Origin of the sequence: Enemella dayhoffiae (assembly GCF_002250625.1) — a bacterium.
Lineage (GTDB): Bacteria > Actinomycetota > Actinomycetes > Propionibacteriales > Propionibacteriaceae > Enemella > Enemella dayhoffiae.
In genome coordinates this window covers 1-22352 of the sequence record NZ_NMVQ01000015.1, presented here as the reverse complement: position 1 = coordinate 22352, position 22352 = coordinate 1, and the positions used below count along the sequence as shown (strand labels likewise).

The 22352-nt window shown below is 66.9% G+C and carries 22 protein-coding genes; 15 read left to right on the top strand and 7 right to left on the bottom strand.

Annotation, left to right across the window (positions count from 1 at the left end; all coding sequences use genetic code 11):
* Positions 1-61: 61 nt before the first annotated feature.
* The 5 genes from CGZ93_RS10455 to CGZ93_RS10440 form a co-directional block, all read right to left on the bottom strand.
* The gene (locus CGZ93_RS10455; RefSeq protein ID WP_141211175.1) at positions 62-1714 is read right to left on the bottom strand and encodes a hypothetical protein; all 1653 of its coding nucleotides are present in this window, start codon (positions 1712-1714) and stop codon (positions 62-64) included.
* A gap of 262 nt (positions 1715-1976) precedes the next feature.
* Positions 1977-2180, bottom strand: coding sequence for a hypothetical protein (locus CGZ93_RS18415; protein ID WP_141211174.1), 204 nt, complete (start codon positions 2178-2180; stop codon positions 1977-1979).
* A gap of 112 nt (positions 2181-2292) precedes the next feature.
* Positions 2293-2616, bottom strand: a complete 324-nt coding sequence (locus tag CGZ93_RS10450; RefSeq protein WP_176451726.1) for a MarR family transcriptional regulator — start codon at positions 2614-2616, stop codon at positions 2293-2295.
* A gap of 168 nt (positions 2617-2784) precedes the next feature.
* Entirely contained in the window at positions 2785-4272 is a 1488-nt protein-coding gene (locus tag CGZ93_RS10445; protein ID WP_094364087.1) for a hypothetical protein, read from the bottom strand.
* Positions 4273-4565: 293 nt separating this feature from the next.
* Positions 4566-4973 carry a helix-turn-helix domain-containing protein gene (locus tag CGZ93_RS10440; protein WP_229117358.1) on the bottom strand — a complete coding sequence of 136 codons (408 nt, stop codon included), beginning with the start codon at positions 4971-4973 and terminating at the stop codon, positions 4566-4568.
* Between the two features lie 321 nt (positions 4974-5294).
* Here CGZ93_RS10440 and CGZ93_RS20085 point away from each other — a divergent pair, with 321 nt between their 5' ends.
* The 12 genes from CGZ93_RS20085 (at position 5295) to CGZ93_RS18410 (ending at position 18139) form a co-directional block, all read left to right on the top strand.
* Positions 5295-5978 carry a DUF6668 family protein gene (locus CGZ93_RS20085; RefSeq protein WP_407643941.1) on the top strand — a complete coding sequence of 228 codons (684 nt, stop codon included), beginning with the start codon at positions 5295-5297 and terminating at the stop codon, positions 5976-5978.
* A gap of 55 nt (positions 5979-6033) precedes the next feature.
* Positions 6034-6303, top strand: coding sequence for a hypothetical protein (locus CGZ93_RS10430; protein ID WP_094364085.1), 270 nt, complete (start codon positions 6034-6036; stop codon positions 6301-6303).
* 21 nt (positions 6304-6324) lie between these two features.
* A complete protein-coding gene (locus CGZ93_RS10425; RefSeq protein WP_094364084.1) occupies positions 6325-6531 on the top strand; it encodes a hypothetical protein in 207 nt (68 codons plus the stop codon).
* Between the two features lie 285 nt (positions 6532-6816).
* Positions 6817-7239, top strand: coding sequence for a hypothetical protein (locus CGZ93_RS10420; RefSeq protein WP_094364083.1), 423 nt, complete (start codon positions 6817-6819; stop codon positions 7237-7239).
* 121 nt (positions 7240-7360) lie between these two features.
* Entirely contained in the window at positions 7361-9163 is a 1803-nt protein-coding gene (locus CGZ93_RS10415) for a hypothetical protein (protein WP_141211173.1), read from the top strand.
* Positions 9156-10676 (top strand): SCO6880 family protein, encoded by a 1521-nt coding sequence (locus CGZ93_RS19760; protein WP_094364081.1) that lies wholly within the window; start codon positions 9156-9158, stop codon positions 10674-10676. Before CGZ93_RS10415 ends, CGZ93_RS19760 begins: the two co-directional genes overlap by 8 nt.
* A gap of 212 nt (positions 10677-10888) precedes the next feature.
* Positions 10889-12385 (top strand): hypothetical protein, encoded by a 1497-nt coding sequence (locus tag CGZ93_RS10405; protein ID WP_141211172.1) that lies wholly within the window; start codon positions 10889-10891, stop codon positions 12383-12385.
* Positions 12382-14163 (top strand): type IV secretory system conjugative DNA transfer family protein, encoded by a 1782-nt coding sequence (locus CGZ93_RS10400; RefSeq protein WP_094364079.1) that lies wholly within the window; start codon positions 12382-12384, stop codon positions 14161-14163. Before CGZ93_RS10405 ends, CGZ93_RS10400 begins: the two co-directional genes overlap by 4 nt.
* Positions 14160-15335: a M23 family metallopeptidase gene (locus tag CGZ93_RS10395; protein ID WP_094364078.1), complete on the top strand. Its 1176-nt coding sequence runs from the start codon at positions 14160-14162 to the stop codon at positions 15333-15335. The genes CGZ93_RS10400 and CGZ93_RS10395 overlap by 4 nt, the downstream gene beginning before the upstream one ends.
* Before the next feature lie 27 nt (positions 15336-15362).
* Positions 15363-15953, top strand: coding sequence for a hypothetical protein (locus CGZ93_RS10390; protein ID WP_141211171.1), 591 nt, complete (start codon positions 15363-15365; stop codon positions 15951-15953).
* 23 nt (positions 15954-15976) lie between these two features.
* Entirely contained in the window at positions 15977-17695 is a 1719-nt protein-coding gene (locus tag CGZ93_RS10385) for an HD domain-containing protein (protein ID WP_094364076.1), read from the top strand.
* Positions 17696-17740: 45 nt separating this feature from the next.
* Entirely contained in the window at positions 17741-18139 is a 399-nt protein-coding gene (locus tag CGZ93_RS18410) for a hypothetical protein (protein WP_141211170.1), read from the top strand.
* A 716-nt stretch (positions 18140-18855) separates the two neighbouring features.
* Here the strand turns inward: CGZ93_RS18410 and CGZ93_RS18405 are convergent.
* Positions 18856-19443, bottom strand: a complete 588-nt coding sequence (locus CGZ93_RS18405; protein ID WP_141211169.1) for a hypothetical protein — start codon at positions 19441-19443, stop codon at positions 18856-18858.
* A gap of 104 nt (positions 19444-19547) precedes the next feature.
* Between CGZ93_RS18405 and CGZ93_RS18925 the strand changes: the two genes are divergently transcribed.
* The 3 genes from CGZ93_RS18925 to CGZ93_RS10370 all read left to right on the top strand — a co-directional run bounded on the left by CGZ93_RS18925 (position 19548) and on the right by CGZ93_RS10370 (position 21752).
* On the top strand, positions 19548-19691 hold the full coding sequence (locus tag CGZ93_RS18925) for a hypothetical protein (protein WP_176451724.1): 144 nt from the start codon (positions 19548-19550) through the stop codon (positions 19689-19691).
* 1186 nt (positions 19692-20877) lie between these two features.
* A complete protein-coding gene (locus CGZ93_RS10375) occupies positions 20878-21180 on the top strand; it encodes a hypothetical protein (protein ID WP_094364074.1) in 303 nt (100 codons plus the stop codon).
* Complete coding sequence (locus CGZ93_RS10370; protein WP_094364073.1) at positions 21177-21752, top strand: recombinase family protein; 576 nt, start codon at positions 21177-21179, stop codon at positions 21750-21752. Before CGZ93_RS10375 ends, CGZ93_RS10370 begins: the two co-directional genes overlap by 4 nt.
* 10 nt (positions 21753-21762) lie before the next feature.
* Here CGZ93_RS10370 and CGZ93_RS10365 read toward each other — a convergent pair whose 3' ends face one another.
* Positions 21763-22110, bottom strand: a complete 348-nt coding sequence (locus CGZ93_RS10365; RefSeq protein ID WP_141211168.1) for a hypothetical protein — start codon at positions 22108-22110, stop codon at positions 21763-21765.
* Between the last annotated feature and the right edge of the window lie 242 nt (positions 22111-22352).

Genomic DNA, 22352 nt, shown 5'->3' with positions numbered 1-22352 from the left:
GGCTTGCTTCCATGGAAGCAAGCCGGTTGGGCCACGCTCACGCCGAGCCTGGGTGTGCGGGTCAGATCGGTGGGGGAGGGTCTGGTTCGTCGGGTGGTTCGCGGGTCCACCATGCGCCTCGGGTGGCCCACCAGTCGAGCAGGACGGCGTGGAACAGGGCCCGCTCGAGCGCGTAGCGGCGCACGAGGGCTCGGTGCACGGTATCGGCACCGAGCTGCTCGGCGACGCCGTCGGCGGATTCGGGGCCGACACTCCACAGGGTGCGCCGGCCAGCACGGTGGGCGGTGGCCAAGCCGTGGGCGGCGAGGGTGGCTAGAGCGTCGTCGAGGGCTGATTTCGAGGCGTAGGGGACGCGCTCGAGCAGGTCGAGTACGCCGAGGCCGGTGTCGGCGCGGGCGAGGGCCTCGTAGCAGAAACCGGCGACTCTGCCGAGGGCGCGGAATGCAGGGTGCAGGGCTCGCAGACGGCCGCGACGCCAGCGTTGCCGGGTCAGATGGCGCAGCGTGTCGGGGATGACGAGCTGGTAGGTGTCGGCCTCGAAGCCGTGGGCTTCTGCGGTACGGGTCACCAGGGGCTCCTCGGCGTCGCGCAGTTCGCTGAGTCCACGAGAAATCGTGGCGATGTTGAGGTGGGTGGCCAGGGAGAGCGCACGAACGCCGTCGATGATCTGGGGTTCACCGCGGCGTTGAGCGGCTTGTCCCATGGCGCGCAGGATCAAGATCTTGGTGGGGTCTGCTGACAGCTGATGGCGTTCGACGTGGGCAAGCACGTTATCCCAGTCGCGGACGCCACGGTGGCCGGTGGGGGCCGGGGGGTGTGTCTCTTGACCCCTTGTGTTGCATTGCCGGTCAGGTCGGTTGCGGGCGCGGTCGGCTCGGTGTTTTTCGACCAAGGCGGTGGCCTTGCGCCAGTCGCGGGCGAGGGCGTTGTGGCGGTGGTGGGGGCTGTAGCGGCTGTAAAGGCCCGCAAGACCGGGCCAGGCCCCGGTGTGGATGCGGCGGGCGACGTCGGTGAGGGACAGCCCTGCGGCGGCCGCGGACCAGAGCACGGCTTGGCGGGCTTCGGAAGGGCTGGGGTAGGCGCTGGTGTCACCGGTCTGGGCGATGGCCACGTAGGCAGCACCCATGCCGTGGGTGATGGGATCGACGGCCTCGCGCAGCGGTGTCTGCTGGCTGGGGCCTGCGGTCTGCGACGAGAGTCGGCGCTTGGGGGCGGTGGCGAGGAGCTGCTGCCACACCGTGGGTGCGTTGGGCTGATCGATGAGGGCTTGGGCATCGGGCCAGGAGGTGGTCAGCTGGCGATGTCCCCTGCCGGACTTGTGCAGGGCACCGGGGGGTGCGATGAGGCCAGCGTGGGCGGAGCGCATGGGTGCGGGGTCCAGGCTGGGGCAGTCGGCCTGCCAGCCCTGCAGCACCTGCAGCACTTCATCGGCCGGGACCCCCTCGCGCAGAAGCAGGTACAGGTGCCGCCCACCGGGGGAGTGGTCGGCGATCAGGTACCCGCCGGCGGCGCGTACGCGGATCTCGATCAGCTGGGCGTCGCGGTCGACATCACCGCGCTCGGCGTCGAGGTCGGCCACGACGCACCGGGTGAGTCCGTCGGAGCCGTAGGTGGGCACTGCGCAGGGGCGCGAAGGCGGCCGGGTGGTGTAGGGGCCGGTGGTTAGTGGGCGCTGCAGGCGCGGGGGATAGGTCTTGCCCCGGTCATCGGACATGCGCAGGAGCGGCCGTTGGGCAATCACCGCGGCTAACGGCCAGGGGTCGAGTTGCAGGGTGGGGGAGGACGACACGCCCGCTGAACTGCGCGGATGGCTTGTAAGCGGACGTGTGGCCCCTGTATCGTGGGCCACGAACAAAGATCCTTTTCTTCTTAGCGGTGGGAGAGGTTCAAATCGGGATTCGGATCGCGCCAACGATCGATTCCCACAGACTTCAAGGGTCGGTGGTGCCAGCCACCGGCCCTAAGTCGTGTCCGGGCTAGCTCACTAGACGCTCCTGGAAGTCGGGATTCTCGTGCGCGGCTTTGCCGCGGCGGCGTGCCTTCAGAGGGCGGCCGAATGCCCAGTGCTCAAGCAGAGTCTGCACATCGACGCCTTGGTCCCTTGCCCGGTTCTTCAGTGCTTCTCGATCTTCGCGTGAGAGACGGAACATCACGGTGACCCGCTCATCCAGCTTGCTCATAACGGCAGCCTTGCAGGTGCTGGACGCGTCGGGACTGGCCGACACGCCGACTCTGGCCGATTTCTGAATTCCCCACTTGCGGTGGCGTGACGGTCTCAGTGTCGAACTGGGGTCAGTGACGGGTGGGGTCGGTGGCGTGGATGAGGTCGGTGAGTTGGCGGGTGAGGGCGTCGTGGTGGAGAGTCCAGGTGATGACCCGGCCGCCCCGGCTGGTGGGGCGATCGGGTGTGACCAGGCCAGCTTGGGCCAGCTGACGTAGGGCCCGGGAAATGGTGCCCTTGGGTAGCTCGAGCTCGTCGGTGAGCTCGCTGGTGGTGGCGTGGCCACCGTGGCGAGCGAGGGAGATGAGGATGGCCACGGCGACGCGGTTGAGGCCCAGGGCGTCCATGATCGGCTCCAGATCGTCGGGAAGATCGGGCATGGCAAGCGTGGGCACCGGCTCAGTGTGCCTGATGCGGGGTGGGACGGTCTCACACTTGCGGTATATCACACTTAGAGTCATAGTAGATGACGGGATCAGCCGACTAGGCCGCTTCCGTGCGAGTGAAGGGCCCCGGACACGCTTGGGCGGCGTGTCCGGGGCCCTTTTGACGTCTGGATCGGTTTACAGCCGGGGGAGGGCGTAGAGGCCTTGGCGATTGGTGTCGCGGGCGGTGACCAGGATCCCGGCTGGGATGGCTGCCAGGGGGCGTACGGGGCGTTCGACGCGCCGCTGCGAGGTGACCGCACCGGTGGTCAGGTCGACGGCCGTGGTGCTCTGATCGCGGGTGAGCCAGGCGGTGTTGCCGATGACTGCCTCAAGGGTTCCGGCGGATTCGGGTAGGGGGACCAGGGCGTGAGTGTCGAGGTTTAGCAGGCCACCGGGCAGCGCGATCCAGGGTGATTCGACGATCGCGCGATCGCGGGAGGTGGTGCGCAGCGCACCGGGCTCTACACGGGGGCGCGGGCTGGGGAAGGTGGCGACGGGGTTCGCGAGCTGAGGCCCGGGGGAGTGGAGGGTGTAGGTGACATCGTTGCTGGCCTCGGCCTTCCAGGCGACGACGACTGCACTGGGGGTGGCAGCGATGACGCCCAGGGGTCTGTTCTCGGGCGGGCCCTGGAAGGTGGTGGGGGCCGGTGCCGTGGTCGACGGGTTTCTGGCCTGCCAGCTGTTGCCCAACTGGTCGGACAGCCACACGTCGGCGCCCACGACCGCCACGACGTCGGCGTCGGCCGGAACGGTGCGCTGCAAGGGAGTGGCGGGAGTGAGCACGGTGATGGTGGTGGCATTCGCGCGCCAGCCGATGCCGTGTGGGCCGACGATCAGGGAGGAGGCACCTGCAGGGAGCTTCTCGCGGCGGGGCGGTGCGCTGAGGTCGGGCAGGGTGACCCAATGGATCGTGTCGGCGGAGGCCCATGCCAGGACGCTTTGGTCACCGAGGGCGCTGACCCAGGGGCCGGCTGTGATGGTGCCGTTGCTGGGGAGCAGCTCGCGGGGGTGGCCGTTGGTGGGGTCGAGCAGGGTCAGCTTCTTGTCGAGCTGGGTGGCGATCCGCCCGTCGGGAAGGATCGCAGGCGTTCCGTCGACGGGCACGGTGCCCCAGACAGCGTGCGAACTGAGCAGTGCTGGCGCCTGGGCGGGCAGTTCGACGGGCTGAGGAGGCGCTGGCGCGGCCGGTGCGGCCGGGACCGCCTGCGGTGAGGTGCGGCGGGCGATCACGACCCCCGTCGCGGCGCCGAGCCCACCGATCAGCACGAGGGCGGCCACCGAGGCGATGGCGATCTTTTGCTTCACTCGGCCGCGCCTGGACTTGTCGCCGGCGTCTGCGGGCGCGGCTTCGAGATCCCACACCTCGCCTTGGGGCCCGACGATCAGCGGGTGCGTCTGCGTCTGTTCGGGGGTGTCCCCGACGCGGATGGCAGTGACCCGGCATGCGTCCCAGCCCCGCTGGGCGATCACGTGGGCGACACCGTTCAGGGCGGCGGCGGCGGCATCCGCTTCGGTGGTGGTCACCACATCGGACAACGGGAGGCCGTCGACGGTGATCTGCCAGGCCGTCTCCCCCAGCTCAGGCGGCGCAATCTCGGTGGCGAAGACCGGGAATGGCGGCACGTGGGCCGGGTTGAAGTCTTCGGGGAACCGGGATCCGAGTTCCTCGATGTTCGCGGAGTCTGCGCTGGTGGGCGTGACCGGCGTGGGTGGAGTCTCGGGTTCAGCAGAGGGGCTCCACGCAGTGTGTGGGGAAACGCTCGAAGGGGGAGCAGGGCGGCTCCGACTGCCACGGTGGGTGCCTCCTGGTCCGATGTGCTTCCACGGGTTGGTGGTGTTGGTGTCCATCGTTGATCCCTTCAGTGGTGCCGATTCGGGATCCCCATCCCGCTCCGGCGTGGGTGCTGTCCCAGGGGTCAGCTCGTGGGGGGTGTTTCCATGGAAGCGCGGTAGGCCTCCACATCGGCTAACCGTGCGACCCACGCGCGGCCGTCCCGCCGAGCTGGAATGGTCTGCTGGGCCATCAACCGCCAGGCCGCCTCGCGGCTGCAGTGCAGCAGGTCGGAAACCTGCAAGGTTGTGACCGCCTCGGGGTCGATCACCTGCACCGGCGCGGGCCGGTGCAGGTAGGCCTCAAGCGCTTCTCGCCGGATGCGCCATCTCTTCGCCACGGCGAAGGCCTCCAGTTCACCGCGGTTGATCTCGCGATGCACGGTCTGCTCGGAGACCTTCAGGATCTGGGCCACCTCACCAGGAGTCATCACCAGGGGCAGGTCGTTGTGGTGTGACTGGGTGGGGGGGCATTCGTCGTCGTGGCTGGACATGGGTCGGCCTCCTCCAGTGTTCACAAGGGGCCCCGAGGTCACGTCACAGCAGACTAGGGAAATCTGATCGAAAAACAATATACGAAAGTATTAGGGAGGTAAAACATCGTACGAAAGTAGAGGGGCATATTCGCCATTGTTGTTGTTAACATGCTCGCAGATGAGGGATCACCCGTCGGTCCGTCGGCCGAATGTTGGTCGTCGGATAAGGCGGGCTCATGCATAGGTGACACGACAGAGATGGACCCCTGACTAAACGCAGCGGCCCACACACCCCGGTGTGCCGAGGGTGGTGGGCGCGTGACCGCGCGAGGAGGTGCAATGAGCACCCACAACCCGTTCGCTCCCGACGAGCGGCCATTGACCGTCCCGACTCCGCCGCTGGCTCCTGATCCGATTTTGGGTGAGCATTTGGAAGCGCGTGGGGCGCAAGTCCCGACGGGGGCTCCGGTGCCGTCGCGGCCGTGGATTGGGGCGTGGGATACTCCCGGGTTCCCGGCTGATGAGCGGGGTGTGTTCTGGTTGGGCACTCATGGTGGGTGCGGGGCGACCACGTTGCGCACGATCGCTGCCCAGCGGGGGTTGTCGAGCGTAGCGGCGCGGCAGTGGCCGCGCCTGCCGCAGGGCCTGGCGGCGGTCGTGTTGGTGGCGCGGACTCATGCGTGGGGGATCAGTCAGGCGCGTCGCGCCGCGCAGGAGTGGGCCAGTGGAATGGTCTACTCTTTTGTCGACCTGCGGGGGCTGGTCCTCATGGCCGATGCCCCAGGCGGCCCCCCGCGGGAGCTCGAGGACCAGCTGGCGGCGCTGGCCGCGTTGGTCCCCACTACCTGGAGTATCGGGTGGCAGCCCCGGTGGCGCAGCGTGCTGCCCCGCGACCCGCACCCGTTGGACACCCGCACCAAATTGACCCTCAGCCGGATCAAACGAGACCTGACCCGCGCCCCCGCCAGCGCGACCTCTGCCCCCGAACAAGCACCTGAAGTGATCCAGCCACACCCCGGTTGACCTCCGCACCGACTCTTTCGAAACCCCCGCAAACACCCTCAGGAAAGGCAAAATCGTGATCCATCACTCTTTCGCTCCGCTGCTCAAGGTGCCGCCCGTGAACCCGACTGCCCCGCCGGGGATGGATGGTCTGACCACCATCCTCAACTGGATCTCGTGGGGGGTGTTGATCGCGTGCGTGGCTGGCTTCCTGCTCGGGGTTGGCATTCTGGTCCTCAGCGACCACGGGCCCGAAACCAAGGGCGGCAAGCGCATCATAATCGCCTTGATCGGCGCCGTGCTCGTTGGTGCGATGTCGGGCATCTTCGCCGCGTTCACCGGCTAAACCCGCAGCCCTCTGATCGTGATGGACTGGCAGACCGAATGGGGCTACCTCATGAACTGGGGAGCCTGGTTCGTGCTCATCATCGCGATGGCCTCATTCCTGTACTGCGTCGGGCGCATCGTGCTCAGCGACACCCGCATCGACGAAGCGCAAAAGCTGATGTGGCCCCTCATCGCATCAGCAATCGCCAGCAGCGCTGGCGGAATCGTTGTGCGGTTCTTCAACTAAACCCAGGAGAACACCCCCATGAAGAAAGCCGTGCTCATTATCGCGACCGTCCTCGCCGTCGCCGCTGCCGCGATCGGTGGCCTGTGGTTCGGGAAGTCGCTCGCGAGCGCACCACCCGCGGCCGGGCCTCCTCCAGCTTCGCCCAGCGCGCCCCCCGCGCCCTCGTCAAGTCCATCTTCTGGTCCGACGGTTCCGGGGCCTGAAGGATGTCCCCTGGCGCAACCAGTCCAGGGGGATGTGCTGAAAGCAGCTCCGCCGACCCAGTGGGTTCGCGCTACCCCCCGAGTGTCGCTGCCGGAGAACGCCGGCGGACCGCTGCGCAAGACCGACGGGGTTGGGCAGTGCTTCACCCCCGATGCGCTGGGGGCGCTGATGGCTGCGGCCTACCACTGGTCGTACTTCGACGCTTCTTTCCCGCTCGACGTCAGGCGCCGAGCCTTGGAAGCGTCTTTCCAAGCCTCACCGGACAAGAACGAGACGATCAATTCCATCCTCGCCGTGGACGCCCAGCGGATGACCGTGGACGGCTTCCAGTTCACCAATTCAGTGAGCGGAAACCGAGCGGGAGTCCTGATCTACTTCCGCCTTGAAGACGGGACAAGCGAGCCTCTGCCGACGCCGCTGATCTGGACCGGGACCACGTGGCAGGTCGCCATGAAGCGCGCCACCGAGGGCACCTCAGGACCTCGAGTCGACTGGCGGGCCTGAAATGTGGAAGAGGATCTCCCGCGGTCTCGCCGTGCTACTGGCGTCACTCGCCCTACTCACGACCATTCTCCCCAGCGCACCGGCGCATGCAGAGATTAGGGAATGGCGGACCGAGGCAGGGGTGGAGTATCCCGTGACTGGCGCGCTCGACCCGGTCGAGGTTCCTTGCCTGAAGAAGTACAAACCCCTGAGTCCCCAATACTCCGCGTGTGTTCAGTTGGCGTTGAAGGCCCAGCGCTCGGAGATGGCAAAAGACGCTGCTCAAAGTTTGGTCAGCGGCACCAAGGACAGTTTTGGGGAGGACGCCAAGCGCTCGGCGGTGGCGTCGATGTTGACGATGATGGGTGCGGTGACGTGGGCGTGGACCACCCCGATGTTCAACCCGAAGGTGGCCGAGGTGAAAGGCTCCCAAGGCACCGGCAAGGACGCGGTGTGCGATGGCCCAGAAGCCACGACCCGCGTTGGGCTGGTCGGGGATAAGTGTTATCAGCCGGTGACTCCGATTCGTTCGATACAACGAGATTTTGATCCGATCATTGCCGGTTTGATGGTGCTAGCGATTCTGATTGGCTGTGCGAAGGTCTCGATTCAGCTGCGTGGTGACGGGCTGGTCGATATCGCCCGTGCGATCGCGACCACGATTGTGGTCGCGGGGTTGTTGGCGATCGTGGTGCAGGTGGTGTTGTCGATCACCGACTCATTGGCGATCAGCCTGATGGCAGGCGCCCCGGGGCCGAATGATCCTGGTCTGCAGAATGTCGCGGCAATGGGCGAGGTGATGAAGTCGCCCGAGTTTGGCGGGATCGGGCTGGTCGGGATGCTGGTCATGTCGTTTCTGGTGATCTTCGCCGCGGTGGCCCAGATCGCGATGATGATTCTGCGGATGGCGGTGATTCCGGCGTTGGTGGTGTTCGCGCCGATCGCGGCGTCGACGTCTTCGACCCGGATCGGGTCGCAGTGGCTGCAAAAGACCCTGATGTACCTGCTCGCGTTCGTCATCTACAAACCGGTCGCCGCCGCCACCTATGTGCTGGGGTTGCGGATGCTCGCGTTCGCAGGCTCCTCCGAGCAACTGAAGGGGCCACAGGGCGAGGTTGCCGCGATCGTGCAGGTGATCGGTGCGGGGGTGTTGATGTTTCTCACGGTGGCTCTGATGCCGGTGTTGTTGAAGTTCTTGGTCCCGGTGGCTGGGGCGGGTATGTCGTCGATGTTCTCGGGCGCTGCGGTCGCGGGCGGGGTCGCGACCGGAGCGGTGGCGTTGGGAAGCATGGCCAGCGCCGGGGGATCCTCGGCGGCGTCGGGGGCTGGGATGGCGTCTTCGGGAGCAGCGTCGGGGGGTCGGATGATGGCTGGCGCGGCCGCGGGTGGTGGTGTGTCTGCGGGCGGGTCGGGTTCGGTGAGCGGCACCGGACCGGCCGGGTCGGGCGGGGGTGCGCCGAGTGGTGCGGCGTCGGTGCCGCCCGAGACTGGTTCGGAGGCCAAGGGTGCACAGGGCGCGGGCGCGAGCAGCGACCCCGGCGCGAGCGACGGTGGTGGCGAGTTGAGCGGTAGCGGTCCTCGCCCTGAGTTGGAGTCCGGGACTGGGGCGGGTGACGGTTCGGCGGTGGAGCCGTCGCCGGCGCGGCCGATGTCGGGGAGTGGGTCGGCTGGGGGTTCGGAGCCGAGCGGCAGCGCGCCCCCGGCCGGTGTGACCGGGACAGGGTCCCGCGGCAGTGGCGCCAGTTCGGGGAGCGAGCCTGCCGCGGCAGGCTCCTCGGCGCCGGCGACAGCGCCGGGGACTACACCGGCGGGGACTGCTCCGGTGGGGGCTGCTCCGGCTGGGGGGCGGCAGGGTGTGCCGTCGAGTCTGGTGCGGGGGGCGGCGCCGGTGGTTCCGCAGGTTCAGGGTGCTCGGATGATGGGAGAGGAGTCAGGGCGTGGCTGAGGCGATGTCGGCGCGGAGTTACGGGAATCTTCGGCGGCCTTTGGGTGCGGGGTTGTTTGGTTATGGCCGGGCGGCGACGTTCATTGGGTTGGGCGGGGTGTTTCTTGGTTTGGTGTTGATGTTGGGCGCGCAGATTGCGGGGTTGCCGGGGTTGCCGTTCGCGTTGGCGATGGCATTGGTGACGGTGATTGCGATCGTTCCGTCGCGGCGGTCGCGGCGGGATGGGTTGACTGCCTATGACCGGATCGGTGCTCGGGTGATGAATCGGTGGAGCAAGGATCTCGCGGTTGGTTATCAGGGCCCGGTGGGGTTTACGCCGGATGGGAAGACTCGTTTGCCGGGGTTGGCGGCGGGCTCGGAGTTGTTGAGTGGCCGGAATTCTTATGGTGAGCATTTCGCGGTGGTGATGATGCCAGCGGGGAAGGCGAAGCATTACAGCTTGGTGTTGGAGGGTGCTGCGACGGGCACTGAGTTGGTGGACACCGAGGATATTGATCGTCAGGTCGCGCATTGGGGTGCGGCGTTGGCGTTGTTGGGTCAGCATGCCGATGTGGTGGGGGCGTCGGTGGTTGTGGAGACGGCCCCGGATCCGGGGGTGCGGTTGCGGCGGGAGATTGATGGTCACCGCGCGGCTTCGGCGTCGTCGTATTCGGCGGATGTGATGGGGCAGGTGAAGCAGGAGCTTCCGCGGGCGTTGTCGACGATCCGGACGTGGTTGACGGTGACGTTCACGAATGCCGATGACATGGTGGGCAAGACTCGGCATCGCTCGGAGAGCGAGATGCATAGCCGGTTGGCGAATGTGTTGCCCGAGATTGTGGGGGCGGCTCGGTTGTCGGGGGCGGGTGGCGCGTGTCGGGCGATGGCGGCTCAGGATGTGATTGATGCGGTGCGGGTGTGTTTCGACCCGAGTGTTGCCCAGGATGTGGAGGAGGCTCGCGCGACCGAGTCGGGGACTGGGTTGTCGTGGGCGGCGGCAGGGCCGGTGCGGTGGGAGCCTAGCGATGAGTTTGTTCGCCATGATCGGGCGTGGTCTTCGACGTATCAGATGGTCGAGCCGCCGGTGACGTTTTTTGCGGAGACGTTGAAGCATGTGTTGCGTCCGCATCAGGATGTGGCGCGTAAGCGGGTCGCGATCATGTATCGGCCCGTGGGGCTGTTGGAGGCGCCGAAGGCGTTGAGTAGAGACACGTCTGCGGCGTGGGCGGAGGCCAGGAAGCGTAAGGCGGGGGAGCAGGCACGCCGGCAGTGGGAGATCGCGCGGCAGGTGGAGGCGGAAAATGCTGCGGGGGCTGGGTTGACGCTGTTCGGTATGGCGGTGACCGGGACGTCGTTGAGCGCCGACCAACGCGACCGGATGGATTCGGCGATCGCGCAGCTGGCCGCGCCGGCGCGGTTGCGGATGCGGCCGGCGTTGGGGAACCAGTCGGCGGCGTTCTTGTCGACGTTGCCGATCGGGGTGGTGCTGCCCGAGCAGATGCTGCTGCCGGCCAGCGTGCACGCGGCGTTCTGATCGCGGGCTCGCGAGGGTGCTTCCGCGGAAGCGCTCAGGGATCAACGAAGGAAAGGGTCGCGGGTATGGCGAAGCGTCGAGATGGGATTCCGGGGTTGCGGCTGGGAACAGGCCGCGCAGGAAAGACTCACCGCAAGAGAGCCGCGCGCTGGCATGAGCGCACGCCGAAGGATCGTGGGTGGGGTCTGCGCGGCACGGGGGAGACCACGGTCGTGCAGGCGGCACTGGAATGCCGCGGCTCCACGTTCCAGGTGTGCGGGTTCTGGCCGTTCTCGGCCGGGTCTACGATGCCGCCGATTGGGGCACCGCTGGGGATGCACCTGCGCAGCGAGGCGGCTGTGTGCGGGGATCCGCTGTCGTGGTTCGTGTCCGGGTTGATCGCCACCCCCTCCGGGTTCATTCTGGGCCGGCCGGCGGTGGGGAAGTCCTCGTTGTCGCGTCGGATCTGCACCTGGATGGACTGGGTGGGCGCGATCCCGATGGTGCTGGCCGACCTGAAGCCGGACTATAAGGCACTCATTGAGAGGATGGGCGGGTCGATGATCCCGGTCGGTGAGGTCACTACCAGTGAGGATGGGGTGACCACGGTCGGCCACATCAACCCGCTCGATCTGCTGGGAGGGCATGGCCGGATCGCGGCGCTGCCCCCGCAGGTGCGGGCCTGGGCGCTGGATAAGTTGCTGTCGCAGCAGAAGAACGTGCTGCAGGGCTTGTTGGAGATCGCCAACCAGGGCGAACCGCTGACCGGTGCTGAGGCGAGCTTGATCCCGGTGGTGTTGCACATCCTGCAGGTCGGTCCTGAGAAGCAGCCGTTGGATCGTGACGCCCCCACGATCCGCGAAGTGCTGTCGGTCTTCGAGACTGAGGAACCCCATCCACGGTTGATGACCAAGGTTTTGGCGGCTGATCGGGCTGAGTACCACGCCGCGACCAAGCGGCTGCGGCAGCTACTGATGGCGCTGCTGGAGGACGGGCCGTTCGGCGCGGTGTTCGACGGACCGACCACCCACCTGGACCTCACCAAGCCCGGTGGATTCGATGTCTCCCAGATCGATGATGAGGATGAGGCGAAGCAGGCCGCGGTGCAGTTGGCGTGCTGGTCCTACGGGGTCGCCTCGATCGCTTTGATGACACGGATGGCTGATCTGGAGCTCGCGCCGCGGCGGCGCTACCTGCTCATCATGGATGAGCTGTGGCGGCTGCTGCGGGTGAGCGGGCACCTGGTGTATCGGGTGGACAAGCTCACCCGGATCAACCGGGAGATGGGAGTGGGCCAGCTGATGCTCACCCACACTATGAACGACCTGAAACTGTCCACCGATGAGCTGACCCGGATCGCGTGGGGGTTTGTCGAGCGTGCCTCGATGGTGTTCCTCGGCGGCCTGGTCGGTGGTGAGTTCGGGAACCTGGAGGAAGTGTTCGCCCTGTCCCGGCAGGAGAAGGCGAACCTCACCGATTGGGCCGGGGACGGAGGCGTCGACCCCGCCACCGGCAAGGGCACCGGGCCACGGGGTCGAGGGAAGTTCTTGATGAAGCTCGGCAAAGAACCGGGAACCCCGTTCGAGGTGATCTTGACCAATGCCGAGCGGGCTGTGCACGACACCAACCGGCGCTGGCAGGAACTCGCGTACTCCACCGCCAGCTCCAGTTCCACCATGCCGCGCGCCAAGGTGCCCGAGGACCCGGCCGATGAGGAGGACGCGGCATGAGCGGCCGCCTGTGGTACGCACCCGATCGGCGCCGCCGGGAGGCCACTGGTTCTAACCGCCAGCTGATCCTGCTGCTGGTGATCGTGCTTGTCGTGGCCGGGGTACCGGCCCTCACTCGGCTCGCAGGCACGCTGGGCGGGGCAACTGGAGCGGCCAATCCGTGGGCGTTCGTGGCTGGCCTGGCGTTGGGCAACTCGACGTGGACCTCGGCGTCGACGATCTGGCTGGCCGCGCTGGCCGCGCTGCTGGTGGGCGGGGTGATCGCTGCAGTCTGGGCGGTGGTGGGGCTCCGCGGCCGCCGCAACATCGCGTTGGTGCGGATCGACAAGAAGGCCGAGTCGATGGCCAGCGCACGCGAGCTGAAGCCGTTGCTGCCCAAGGGCAGCGCCCAGGACGCCGCCCGTCTGGACTGCACCCATGCCGGGATGGGCAACCCGATCGGCACCCTGGTGGTGACCAACCAGCCGCTGCGATCCTCCTACGAGTGGGTCCAGGTGTGGCTGATGGGTCCCCGGGCGGGCAAGACCAGCTGCGTGGTGGCCCGCCAGATCGTGGAGAACCGGTGCCCGGTGCTGGCGACCAGCAACAAGCGCGACGTGGTCGATCTGACCCGCGGCCCGCGTTCCAACTTAGGACGATGCTGGGTGTTCGACCCCCAAGGTTTGATCGGTGAGAAGCAGGACTTCTACTGGGACATGCTCGGGTTCATCCGGGCCTATCCCGACCGGATGATGGAGCGGGCCGATGAGCTGGCGGCCCTGTGCAACTCCTCGGTGAGCGGGGACGATGGCCGACCCGATCCGTACTTCGAGCCGGAGGGTCAGGCCTATCTGGCCGCGCTTTTGCTGGCGGCAACGGTCGCCGGCAAACCGGTGGATGTGGTGTGGAGCTGGCTGATGAACCCGGCCGACCTGACCCCGATGCACGCCCTGCAGCTCGGCGGCTTCTCGATCGCTGCCGATGCAGTCCAAGGCGTTGCCGGGCTCAGTGAGGAACAGCGCAACGGCATCGTCGGCACGGCCCGCAAGATGGTGCCGTGGCTGCGCTCTCCAGCCGTGGTTCGGTGGGTCACCCCCCAGTCGGGAATGGCGGCGTTCGACCCGCACACCTTCATCCGCTCCACCCAGACCATCTACCCAATTTCACGCGAGGGCGGAGGCAGTGCCCGCGCGGTCACCGCCGCACTGACGGTGGCGATCTTGCAGGCCGGCGAACATCTCGCCGGCCGCAGCCCCGGCGGGCGGCTGCCGACCCCGCTGATCGCTGTGCTGGATGAGGCCGCCAACGTGGTGCGGTGGAAAGACCTGCCTGACATGTACTCCCACTTCGGCTCCAAGGGGCTGGTGTTGTCGACGTTCCTGCAGTCCTGGGCGCAAGGCGTCGAGGCCTGGGGCGAGCGGGGGATGCTCAAGCTGTGGGGTGCGGCCAACGTGCGCGTCGCTGGCGCGGGCCTGGCCGAGGACGCGTTCTTGGGCCAGCTGGCCCGCTTGATCGGCCAGCACGACATCAACACCGGATCCTCCAGTGAATCGTCTAACAGCGGCGGCTTGTGGGGCTCCGGCTCGACCTCCCACGAGGTGCGACGCGAGGAGATCTTGGAGGTCTCCGAACTCGCCTCGATGCCGACCGGGCGGGCGGTCATGCTGACCTCTGGCGCCCGGGCCGCGCTGATCCAGCTCGACCACTGGTCGGCCATGCCCTACAGCGACCAGATCGCTGCCAGCAAGAAGCACTACGAAGGTGCCCTGGTCGACGCCGCGGGCCGCGATTTGCGATGAGCACCCCCGGCCTCGAGCCACAGCAGCAATCAGCAGCCCTGCCAGCAGCAGGAATCGCGGCGATCGCTGTGGTGGTCGGCTCGCCGGTCTTGCTGGCGTTCGTGCTGGTCGTTGCCCTGGTGGTGGGGTTGACATTGCAGCCGCCCGCCGCCCCACCGGCCGGTACCTGCGGGGTAGGGGCCCTGGAGGTGCCGGAGAGGGCGCGCCCGTGGATGCAGAAAGCAGCCCAGGTCTCCGGGCTGCCCGAGGGCTACCTGGCGGCGATCGCCAAGCAGGAAAGCAGCTTCGATCCGAACAACTTCACCAACGACAGCAACGGCGGCACCTGGGGGCTGTTCCAGATCAACCGCGCGGAATGGTCGCGGTTCTTCCCCACTGGCGATAACCCCGGTGGCACCCCGCACGGGATCACCGACCCGATGATCCACGCCGAGGTCGGCGGGCGGTATCTGAAAGATCGGCTGGAGAACGTCCGCAGGATGCAGGCGAAGAACCCCTCAGCCGCGTACGCCAAGATCTCCGATCTGGACGCCTTGGTAATCGCCCACAACGCCGGCGAGGGCAACCTGCAGAAGTACCCCGCGATCCCCAGCATCACCAAGGGCTATCTGGAAAACATGCACAAGTGGTTCCGACCCGGACCCTGTGAAGGCCGGGCCGGGGGAGCGGGCGGGATCAAGCCGGCCTCGGGCAAGGTGGTCTCGCCCATTCCCGAGGGAGTCTCCGGGGTCATCATGAGCGCCCGCTACGGCCGCTACCCCTCCGGCGGTCCCCACTGGGGCGTCGATCTGGCCAAGGGCGGTGCGGGAGCCTGGACGTTCCAGTCGGTGTGCGACGGCACGGTGATCGCAGTGAAGATCAACCAGGCCTACGCCAACTCCAATGGCCCCGGTGGCTCGACGAACTATCTGTGGGTCGACTGCGGCAACTCGGTCTATATGGGGTATGCGCACTGGTACGCCAAGGACCTGAATCCTGAGCTGAAAGAAGGGGTGAGGATCGGCGCCGGAACCCCGATCGCACCCCAAGGCAACCAGGGCAACAGCTCTGGTGCGCACCTTCATTTCCAGGTGAGCACGTCTGGGTCCATGGCCTATGGCTCCTCGACCACGACCGACCCGGTCGCCTACCTGGCCGGGCTGGGGATCCAGCTGCCGGCCGCGAGCTACTGAAAGGGATCCCCGCCGATGCAGCACCGGATGAAGCTCTTGATCGCCGCGATCGCCGTGGCGGTGGTGATCCTGTTCGCCGTCATCGCCGGGGTGACCTACTGGGTGACCGCCGATCGGGGACCTGCTGGCCCACCGTCACCACCCGCGACCCCGGCGACGTCGCCGGCGGCGGTGACGCGGAGCCCGGTCCCAGAGATCACCTACCGGGTCATCAACCGTGACGGGGGAGCGGTCTCCCCAGGGATGCGGGATCAGATCGCGGTAGTCGACGCGTACGTGCGACTGCGCTACACCCGCACCCCCCAGGCACCGTTCCCTGGCGTCGACCGCGCCCGTCTGGCCGAGATCAGTGTGGGACAGGCCCGCGAGGCCGTGGAGGCCGAGCTGGCCGCCGGCCCGGATCCCGCTAGCTACGCCCGGGCCCAGGCGCAGGGTTACTCACAGAGGGTGAGCATCGTCGACGCCTACCTCGACGAGACCGGCCGCGAGCCGATCGTGGTCAACATCGAAACCCGCGACACCAACGACATCGGCACCGAAGGCGGATACCAGGCCACGGTGAGCCCCTGCGGGACGAACCTGTGCGTGGCCACCTTCACCCGATTCGACACCGAATAACACCCCTCGGGAAAGGACGAGTCATGGTCGACTACATCCGATTGGCACACCAGGCCTACGCCGACAGCCAGGAAGAGCGGCGCCGCCGCCAGGACGCCGAGAAACGAGCCTTCGCAGAGCGGCGCCGCAACTATCAAGAGGCGGTCATCGCCGAGCACGGCGAGTCCGCGAGCGCCGGCCTGGCCAGGGCACTCGGCGCTGACCCCTCAGCTGCCGAGTTCCGGGGTCTGCAGTGGTCAGCCGATGGGGTACGCGAGCAGGGGCCCAAAGGTGAGATGGGCTGGAACAAGCAGCTCTATACCGACTTCCAAGGGGTCGCGGTGTGCGCGGATTTCCACACCCCCTACAGCGACCGCGAGGTGGACTTCAAGGTCATCACCCACATCCAGGAAGCCGGGTTCTCACCCCAAGAGGCCCATGGCCAGCGGTTCACCACGTTGGCAGAATTCGGGGAGGCGATCAGCAGGCTCAAACCGACAACCGCCCCTGCACCCGGGGCGACCGTCATGCGCGAGGAACGAGCGGCGGCTCTGGCGGAGGGAATCGCCCAAGGGTGGGCAACCCCGGAAACTGCGCTCAATCTCCCCAAGCTCGCCACCCAGCTCAGTGAGCTGACAGCGAACCCCGCCGAAGACCGGGCCACCGTCCTCAACGCGGCCCGGACCATGGTCGAGGCCCGCCGAGCGCTCAGTGAAGCGCAGGAGCGCTTTGAGACGATGGTGGCCCGTGGCGTGCGGCCCAGAGCCAACGTCGAGACTTCGAGCGCCGTCGAACAGCCCGATCGGTCGGAGTCGATTGCGTTGAAGGAGATGGATGGGGCGCTGCTCGCGGTCGAGGTGCTCCGCGCGGTGCCAGCAGGGGGTCGGGACCGGGCCGAGGAGGCCCTGGCCGCCGCCGCGCACCTGCATCGGTTCCAGACCCGGGCAAACCGAGCTGCTCTGCCGCGCACCCCCTACATCGAGCACCCGCTGCGCAATGCCGCCCGGATCCAGCGCTGGGGAGTTGATGATGCGAACGTGGTGGTGGCCGCGTTGCTGCACGATGTGGTCGAGGACTGCTCGGCCGAGGCGGCTCAGACCGTGGCGGCCGAGTACCCCGGACGTGATGACCAGGAGAAGACGCTGGAGTGGATCGGGGATCGGTTCGGCCCCGAGGTCCGGCGCGTTGTGCGGGCGGTGACGACGCCGCCGCGTGACCCCGATCAGGGCCAGCAGGCGCGGAACGCCCAGTACCGCCAGCATGTCGCGGATGCGGTCGAGGACTCTGGCGCGTTGCTGGTGAAGGCCTCCGACTTCGCCGACAACGCCGGCTCGCTGCACCACCATCTCGACTCGGTCGACCAGGCGGACTTCTTCCTCAAGCAGGTCAGCAAGTACCAGCCGCTGATCCCGGTCTTCCACAGGGAGATCGATCAGGCCGTGGCTGAGGCCAAGCTGTCCCCGCAGGTAGGGGAGTCGGTGCACTCGATGATCCAAGACGTGTCCCACCACCTTGAGGTGGTGGCCAAGGCGGCGGCCGCGACGGCGGAAGGCCCGGTTCGAGCCACGAACCCGAACCCGTACGTCGGCATGACCTGGCACCAGCCCGGAACCGATCCGGCGGTACCAGACATCGCCCGTGACTCCATGGCCACCCGCGACCAGCTGCCAGCGCTGCCCAGTGCGCCACCACCGATCGAGCCAGCGAACCGCACGCCCCGCCCCTCGTGGGACCGGCATCCCCTGGGCCGCCGCAACATCTGAGGCCAGAGTGCTTAGATTGAGACAACTCACCCCAGAGGAGGAACATTGGGCCACTACCTGTGGGAGTTTGTGAGATCACCAGGCGCTGGGGGATTGGGCGCGTTGGTCGCTGCGGTCATCGGTGTCACGGTGGCGCTGCTGCAGGGCCACAAGGACCGACAGCAGCGTGACAAGCACGCCAAGGATGAGCGCGACCAGCGCGAGCGGAACGAGCAACTCACGCATTGGTGGGCCAGGGCGCTCTGGGCGCTGGAATGGGTCAGATCGAGCGATACCAGCACGCGGGTGGACGGGCGGCGTATTCTGGTGGCATTGGCAGAGTCGCCCTGGGTACCAAAGGACGATCCGGGGATCGACCTGCTGCAGAGTGTCGCCCAAGAAGATTTAGAGCATAGGAACGCAGTAGTCGAGGAATGGGAAGGCGAGGGGCCAGCCCGTGAGTAAGACACCGACATACGAGGAACTGGTCGCATCCGCGAAGCTACAGATGGCGATCGACAAGAAGAGGGGACGGGTCACGGCCCCCGACATCGTCGCGTTGGCTGAAGGACGTCGACGCCCCCGCAAGCGCGACAAGTCACCGATCCAGCGCCCGTCGCGCCCTGCTCGGAAGACCGACTACGTTCGCCAGCAGCAGGCCGCCGCGGACCGTCGTCGCGAAGCCGACTCCGAAATAGCCGCCAGCCCGGTTCCAGGGTTTCCACGGGTAGGTCGTCCTGAAATAGCCGCCAGCCCGGTTCCAGGGTTTCCATGGGTAGCAGCTCGTCCTGAGGAAGAAAGTTCCTCCCCGAGTGGGAGGTTCTTCAAGATTGGGGGCGGCAGTGGGGTTTCTACATACGTTGTGGTGGAAGTCCCCAAGGAAAAGTTTGCCCCAGGAGATGATGAGGCTAGTGCAGACCGTGCGTTGCAAGAGCTATTTAACAAGTACTTCGGCTCGACGCAATCTCTACCCCATGCTGACTAGGCAATTTGTCATAAGATAGCTTATCGGCCATACCCCGGGGGGGTATCGCTGCTGTCGTTCAGGAGGATGCGAGACCTTCGCACCGTCTCCACCTGGCGCTGGGGCTCTAGCAGCTGACCGGGCCGTAACCCCCGAACCCCGCCACTGAGACACCCCCGTCATGGTCCCGGCAAGCAAACAGCTGCGAGCTGTTCGGTCACACTGCGTCGCCGAGCGCTTGGGAGCGCTCCAAGATCGCCAGGTAGTTCCGATGAGCCAGGTAGCGAGCGCACGTCCACTCCCAGCAGAAATCCCGCCCGAAAGTGGGCATCCGGACCAAAGCGCTGAAGTGGTACTCAATCCGTCGCTCGATCCGGGCCCTGAACTCATCGCGGCTGGCCGCCCAGTCGTAAGGGTTGGCCGGCCGGTCCCATTGCTCGCTGAGCGACTCAATGAGCCCCGTGAGATGCTCCAGCGCGTCATCACCCCCTGTCCATGGCTCCAAATCGGGATACTGCCGAGCAGTCACCAGCCGCAGCTGAATTCCTGAGCGATATCCCGGCAGACGGGGCTCAACGCTCGGCCGAACGGGAACCGGACCGTGCCGAAGCTCGACGTGACCTTGATCCGCCAGTCGGCGGGCGGCTCGTCTCCAGCTGCTCCCCTCCCCCACGGCGGGTACGCAGTCGAGACGGATCAGGGCATGCCAACTGCGATCCCACCAACCCGCGCGGTGCAGGCGCAGCTTGTCGCGCGCCAGGGCAACAAGGATCTCTCGCTGCTGCCATCCGAACCCCCGCGACACCTTTTAAGTGTCCTGCCACGAGCTAGCCAATCTCAATACCAAGTGCGAACTTGTGTTTAGGAAGTAGGAAAAAACTTCTTCCCTCCAGAAAGGAGGTACTGCGGATGAACGACCCCCCGCAACAACAGCACGATGTTGAGAAGGATCAGAGCCCGGCGCCGCGACGGAAGAGAGATTACCGACTCGCCATCGCGATCACCGGGCAACTGATTCACATCCTGCTGGCAGTACTGATGGACCTCGACTGACGTCAGAGGGCCGGGAGCTAGTTGCCGCTAGATCTCGACACCAACAGTTCTGTCCGATGAGGTCCGCTCGTAGGGGCGGGCCTCATCTCAATTGCTCAAACTATAGGAAAACCTAACGGTCGAACACAACGGACGAGAGAAAATTTCAACCAACCGAACGATGAGGGCTCGCTAGATCCGGGGACGACCGCGGCCGCCGTCGACGGCGCGCAGCTGTGGCCGCCCTCCCGTGGGGGTGGGTGTCGACGGTGCGGGCCCACCAGGTCCGGTGGGATCCAGCGGTGGGAACGCGATCGCCAGCGAGGCCGCGAGTCGGGGCTGGTGGACCGGCTCGGCGGCCGCCTCGGGATGGGTGGTGAGGGCGGTGCGGAACAAGGCGGTGAGCTGGCTGGGATCCCCGTGGAGGGTCAGCTGTGAGGCGTCGTTCAGCTCTGCCTGCGTGATCCGGGTCCAATCGAGCGCGTGACCGGCTCCGGCGACGAGTGCAGACAGGTACGCGCGGCTGGTCCGGCCGTTCCCTTCCCGGAAAGGGATGGGCGTGGTTCAGCTGGCTGTGGGTGACGGTGAGGCCGGCGGCAAGGTCGCCGACGTCCGCGCCGTCGAAATAGTTGGCCGTGTGCAGCTGATCGGCCAGGGCATCAACGGCGAATGGAGCTTCGGGCCAGCTCAGGAATTGGGTGCCGGCGGCATTGGTGAGGTCAACGGTGCGGGGTTGTCCTGCCCAGGCATACATCCGGTCGAACAACCGTGGCGCGGACAGCCGAGCTGCGGCAACGAGCGAATGCGAAAGAGCCTAATCGCGCCGAGCCCCCATTGGCTGACCGAACCCGACGGGATAGCCCTGACCACCGTGATAGTCCTGACCGCAGACCTCGGGAGCTGGAACGATGAGCCACGGCGGCCCCATAAGCGGGGTGAAGCCCCCCGCCGAAGGAAACCCCCCATGGCGGCCGTGTCGAAAACGATCGCCCAACGAGACGCCCCGTCCGTCGCGCGCCACGCCGACCGTGTGACTTCGTCTGCTGAATGGCGGGGTTCTTCGGTCGCTTCGTGGCGGCGTCAGTTGACCGGGCCCGCCACATATCACCTACAGAACCCCGCCATTTAACGGCGCAAGCCACACGCAATAGACCCGTCTCATGCTAGAGTCGCAGTAACGCCCCTCTAGTGAGACGGAGATTTGGCCATGACATACACCCACGCCTCCGGGAAACGCTCCCTCTCCGCTGATGACCGAGCGCATGACTTCCTCGCCAGCTCGGCTGCCTCGACCCTGCCGCCGGCCGACATCGCGGCCACGCTGCGCGTCCTGCTTTCCTGGGAGCGCGCCGACCTCGGGCCTCTGTGGGATCAGGTCACCACCGACGGGTCGGGGAACCCCATCGTCGCCACCGACGAGCAGCGTCTCCACCACGCCACATGGAGCGAAGCTAGCATCCTCCAAGAACGCGTGCGGGAACTGCGTCTCGCGCTCGAGCATGGCCGATGAAAATCGGCTATGCCCGGGTCAGCACCACCGGCCAAGACCTCGCCGTCCAGCATGAGCAGCTGCGCGCCCTCGGTGTCGACGACGCCAGGATCTACGTCGACCACGGCCTCACTGGCACCACCCGTGATCGCCCTGGACTCCGCGAGGCCCTGGCCGCCTGCCGGCCCGGTGACGAGCTCGTCGTCACAAAACTCGACCGGCTGGCCCGCTCGGTCCCGGATGCCCGAGATATCGCCGCCACGCTCGAAGCCGGGGGAGTGGCCCTCAACCTCGGCGGCGCCCGATACGACCCCACCGACCCGCTCGGCCGACTGCTGTTCAACGTCCTCGCCCTCATCGCCGAATTCGAGGCCGACCTGATCCGCGCCCGCACCCGCGAAGGACTCGACCACGCCCGACGCGCCGGCCGACAGGTCGGCGGCCGCAAGCCCGCCCTATCGGCACGACGCCAACAGCACCTCGTGCGGGACTACCACTCAGGCGAGTACGCGATCGCCGACCTGGTCGAGGCCTACGGCGTCAGCCGAGCCACGGTCTACCGGATCATCAAGAGTGGGTCGCTCAACCGCTGACCTGCTCGGGTTACGGGTCGATTCGCAGATCGTGGCGCGCGCCCTCGGCGAACCTCCTGCGCGCGTCGGCAATCCCGGTGTACTCGTACGAGAACTCGTAACGAGCAACGGCGTCGACCAGGTCGCGCGCTGCTTCCACCGTCGGGCTGCTTGCTACCAGTTCGACATCGACGAGCAGCTCGCGCAGCTTCACGTCCGGGGCGACGAAGTCGGCACCGCGATCTGCTGGAGAAACTCCGCCGTCCATCTCGTCGCGGGCAGTTCCATCAACGAGCGCGTCGATGCGGGCGAGTAGGCCTCGGAAGGCCATCCGCATTGCAGCATGGACACGGGCACCCCAGGTGAGCACGGCGACCATCGCCCGGCGGGCCGCCCGGCGGGCACACCGGCTGGCTGGCTGCCGAGTGGGGGCAGCTGGTCGCTGGTGGCCATGAGGCCACTGACCCCGCCGGCGGGGCCGAGGGTCGGGTGTGTGGTCACGTCGGTCAGATCCGACACCACTTGTCGGTCAGATCCGACACCGCTTGGGCCTGATCTCGGTCGTCTCTGTCGATGAGCTTCGACACCGCTTCTGGGGCTCAGCCGCGCTGGACTGCCTGC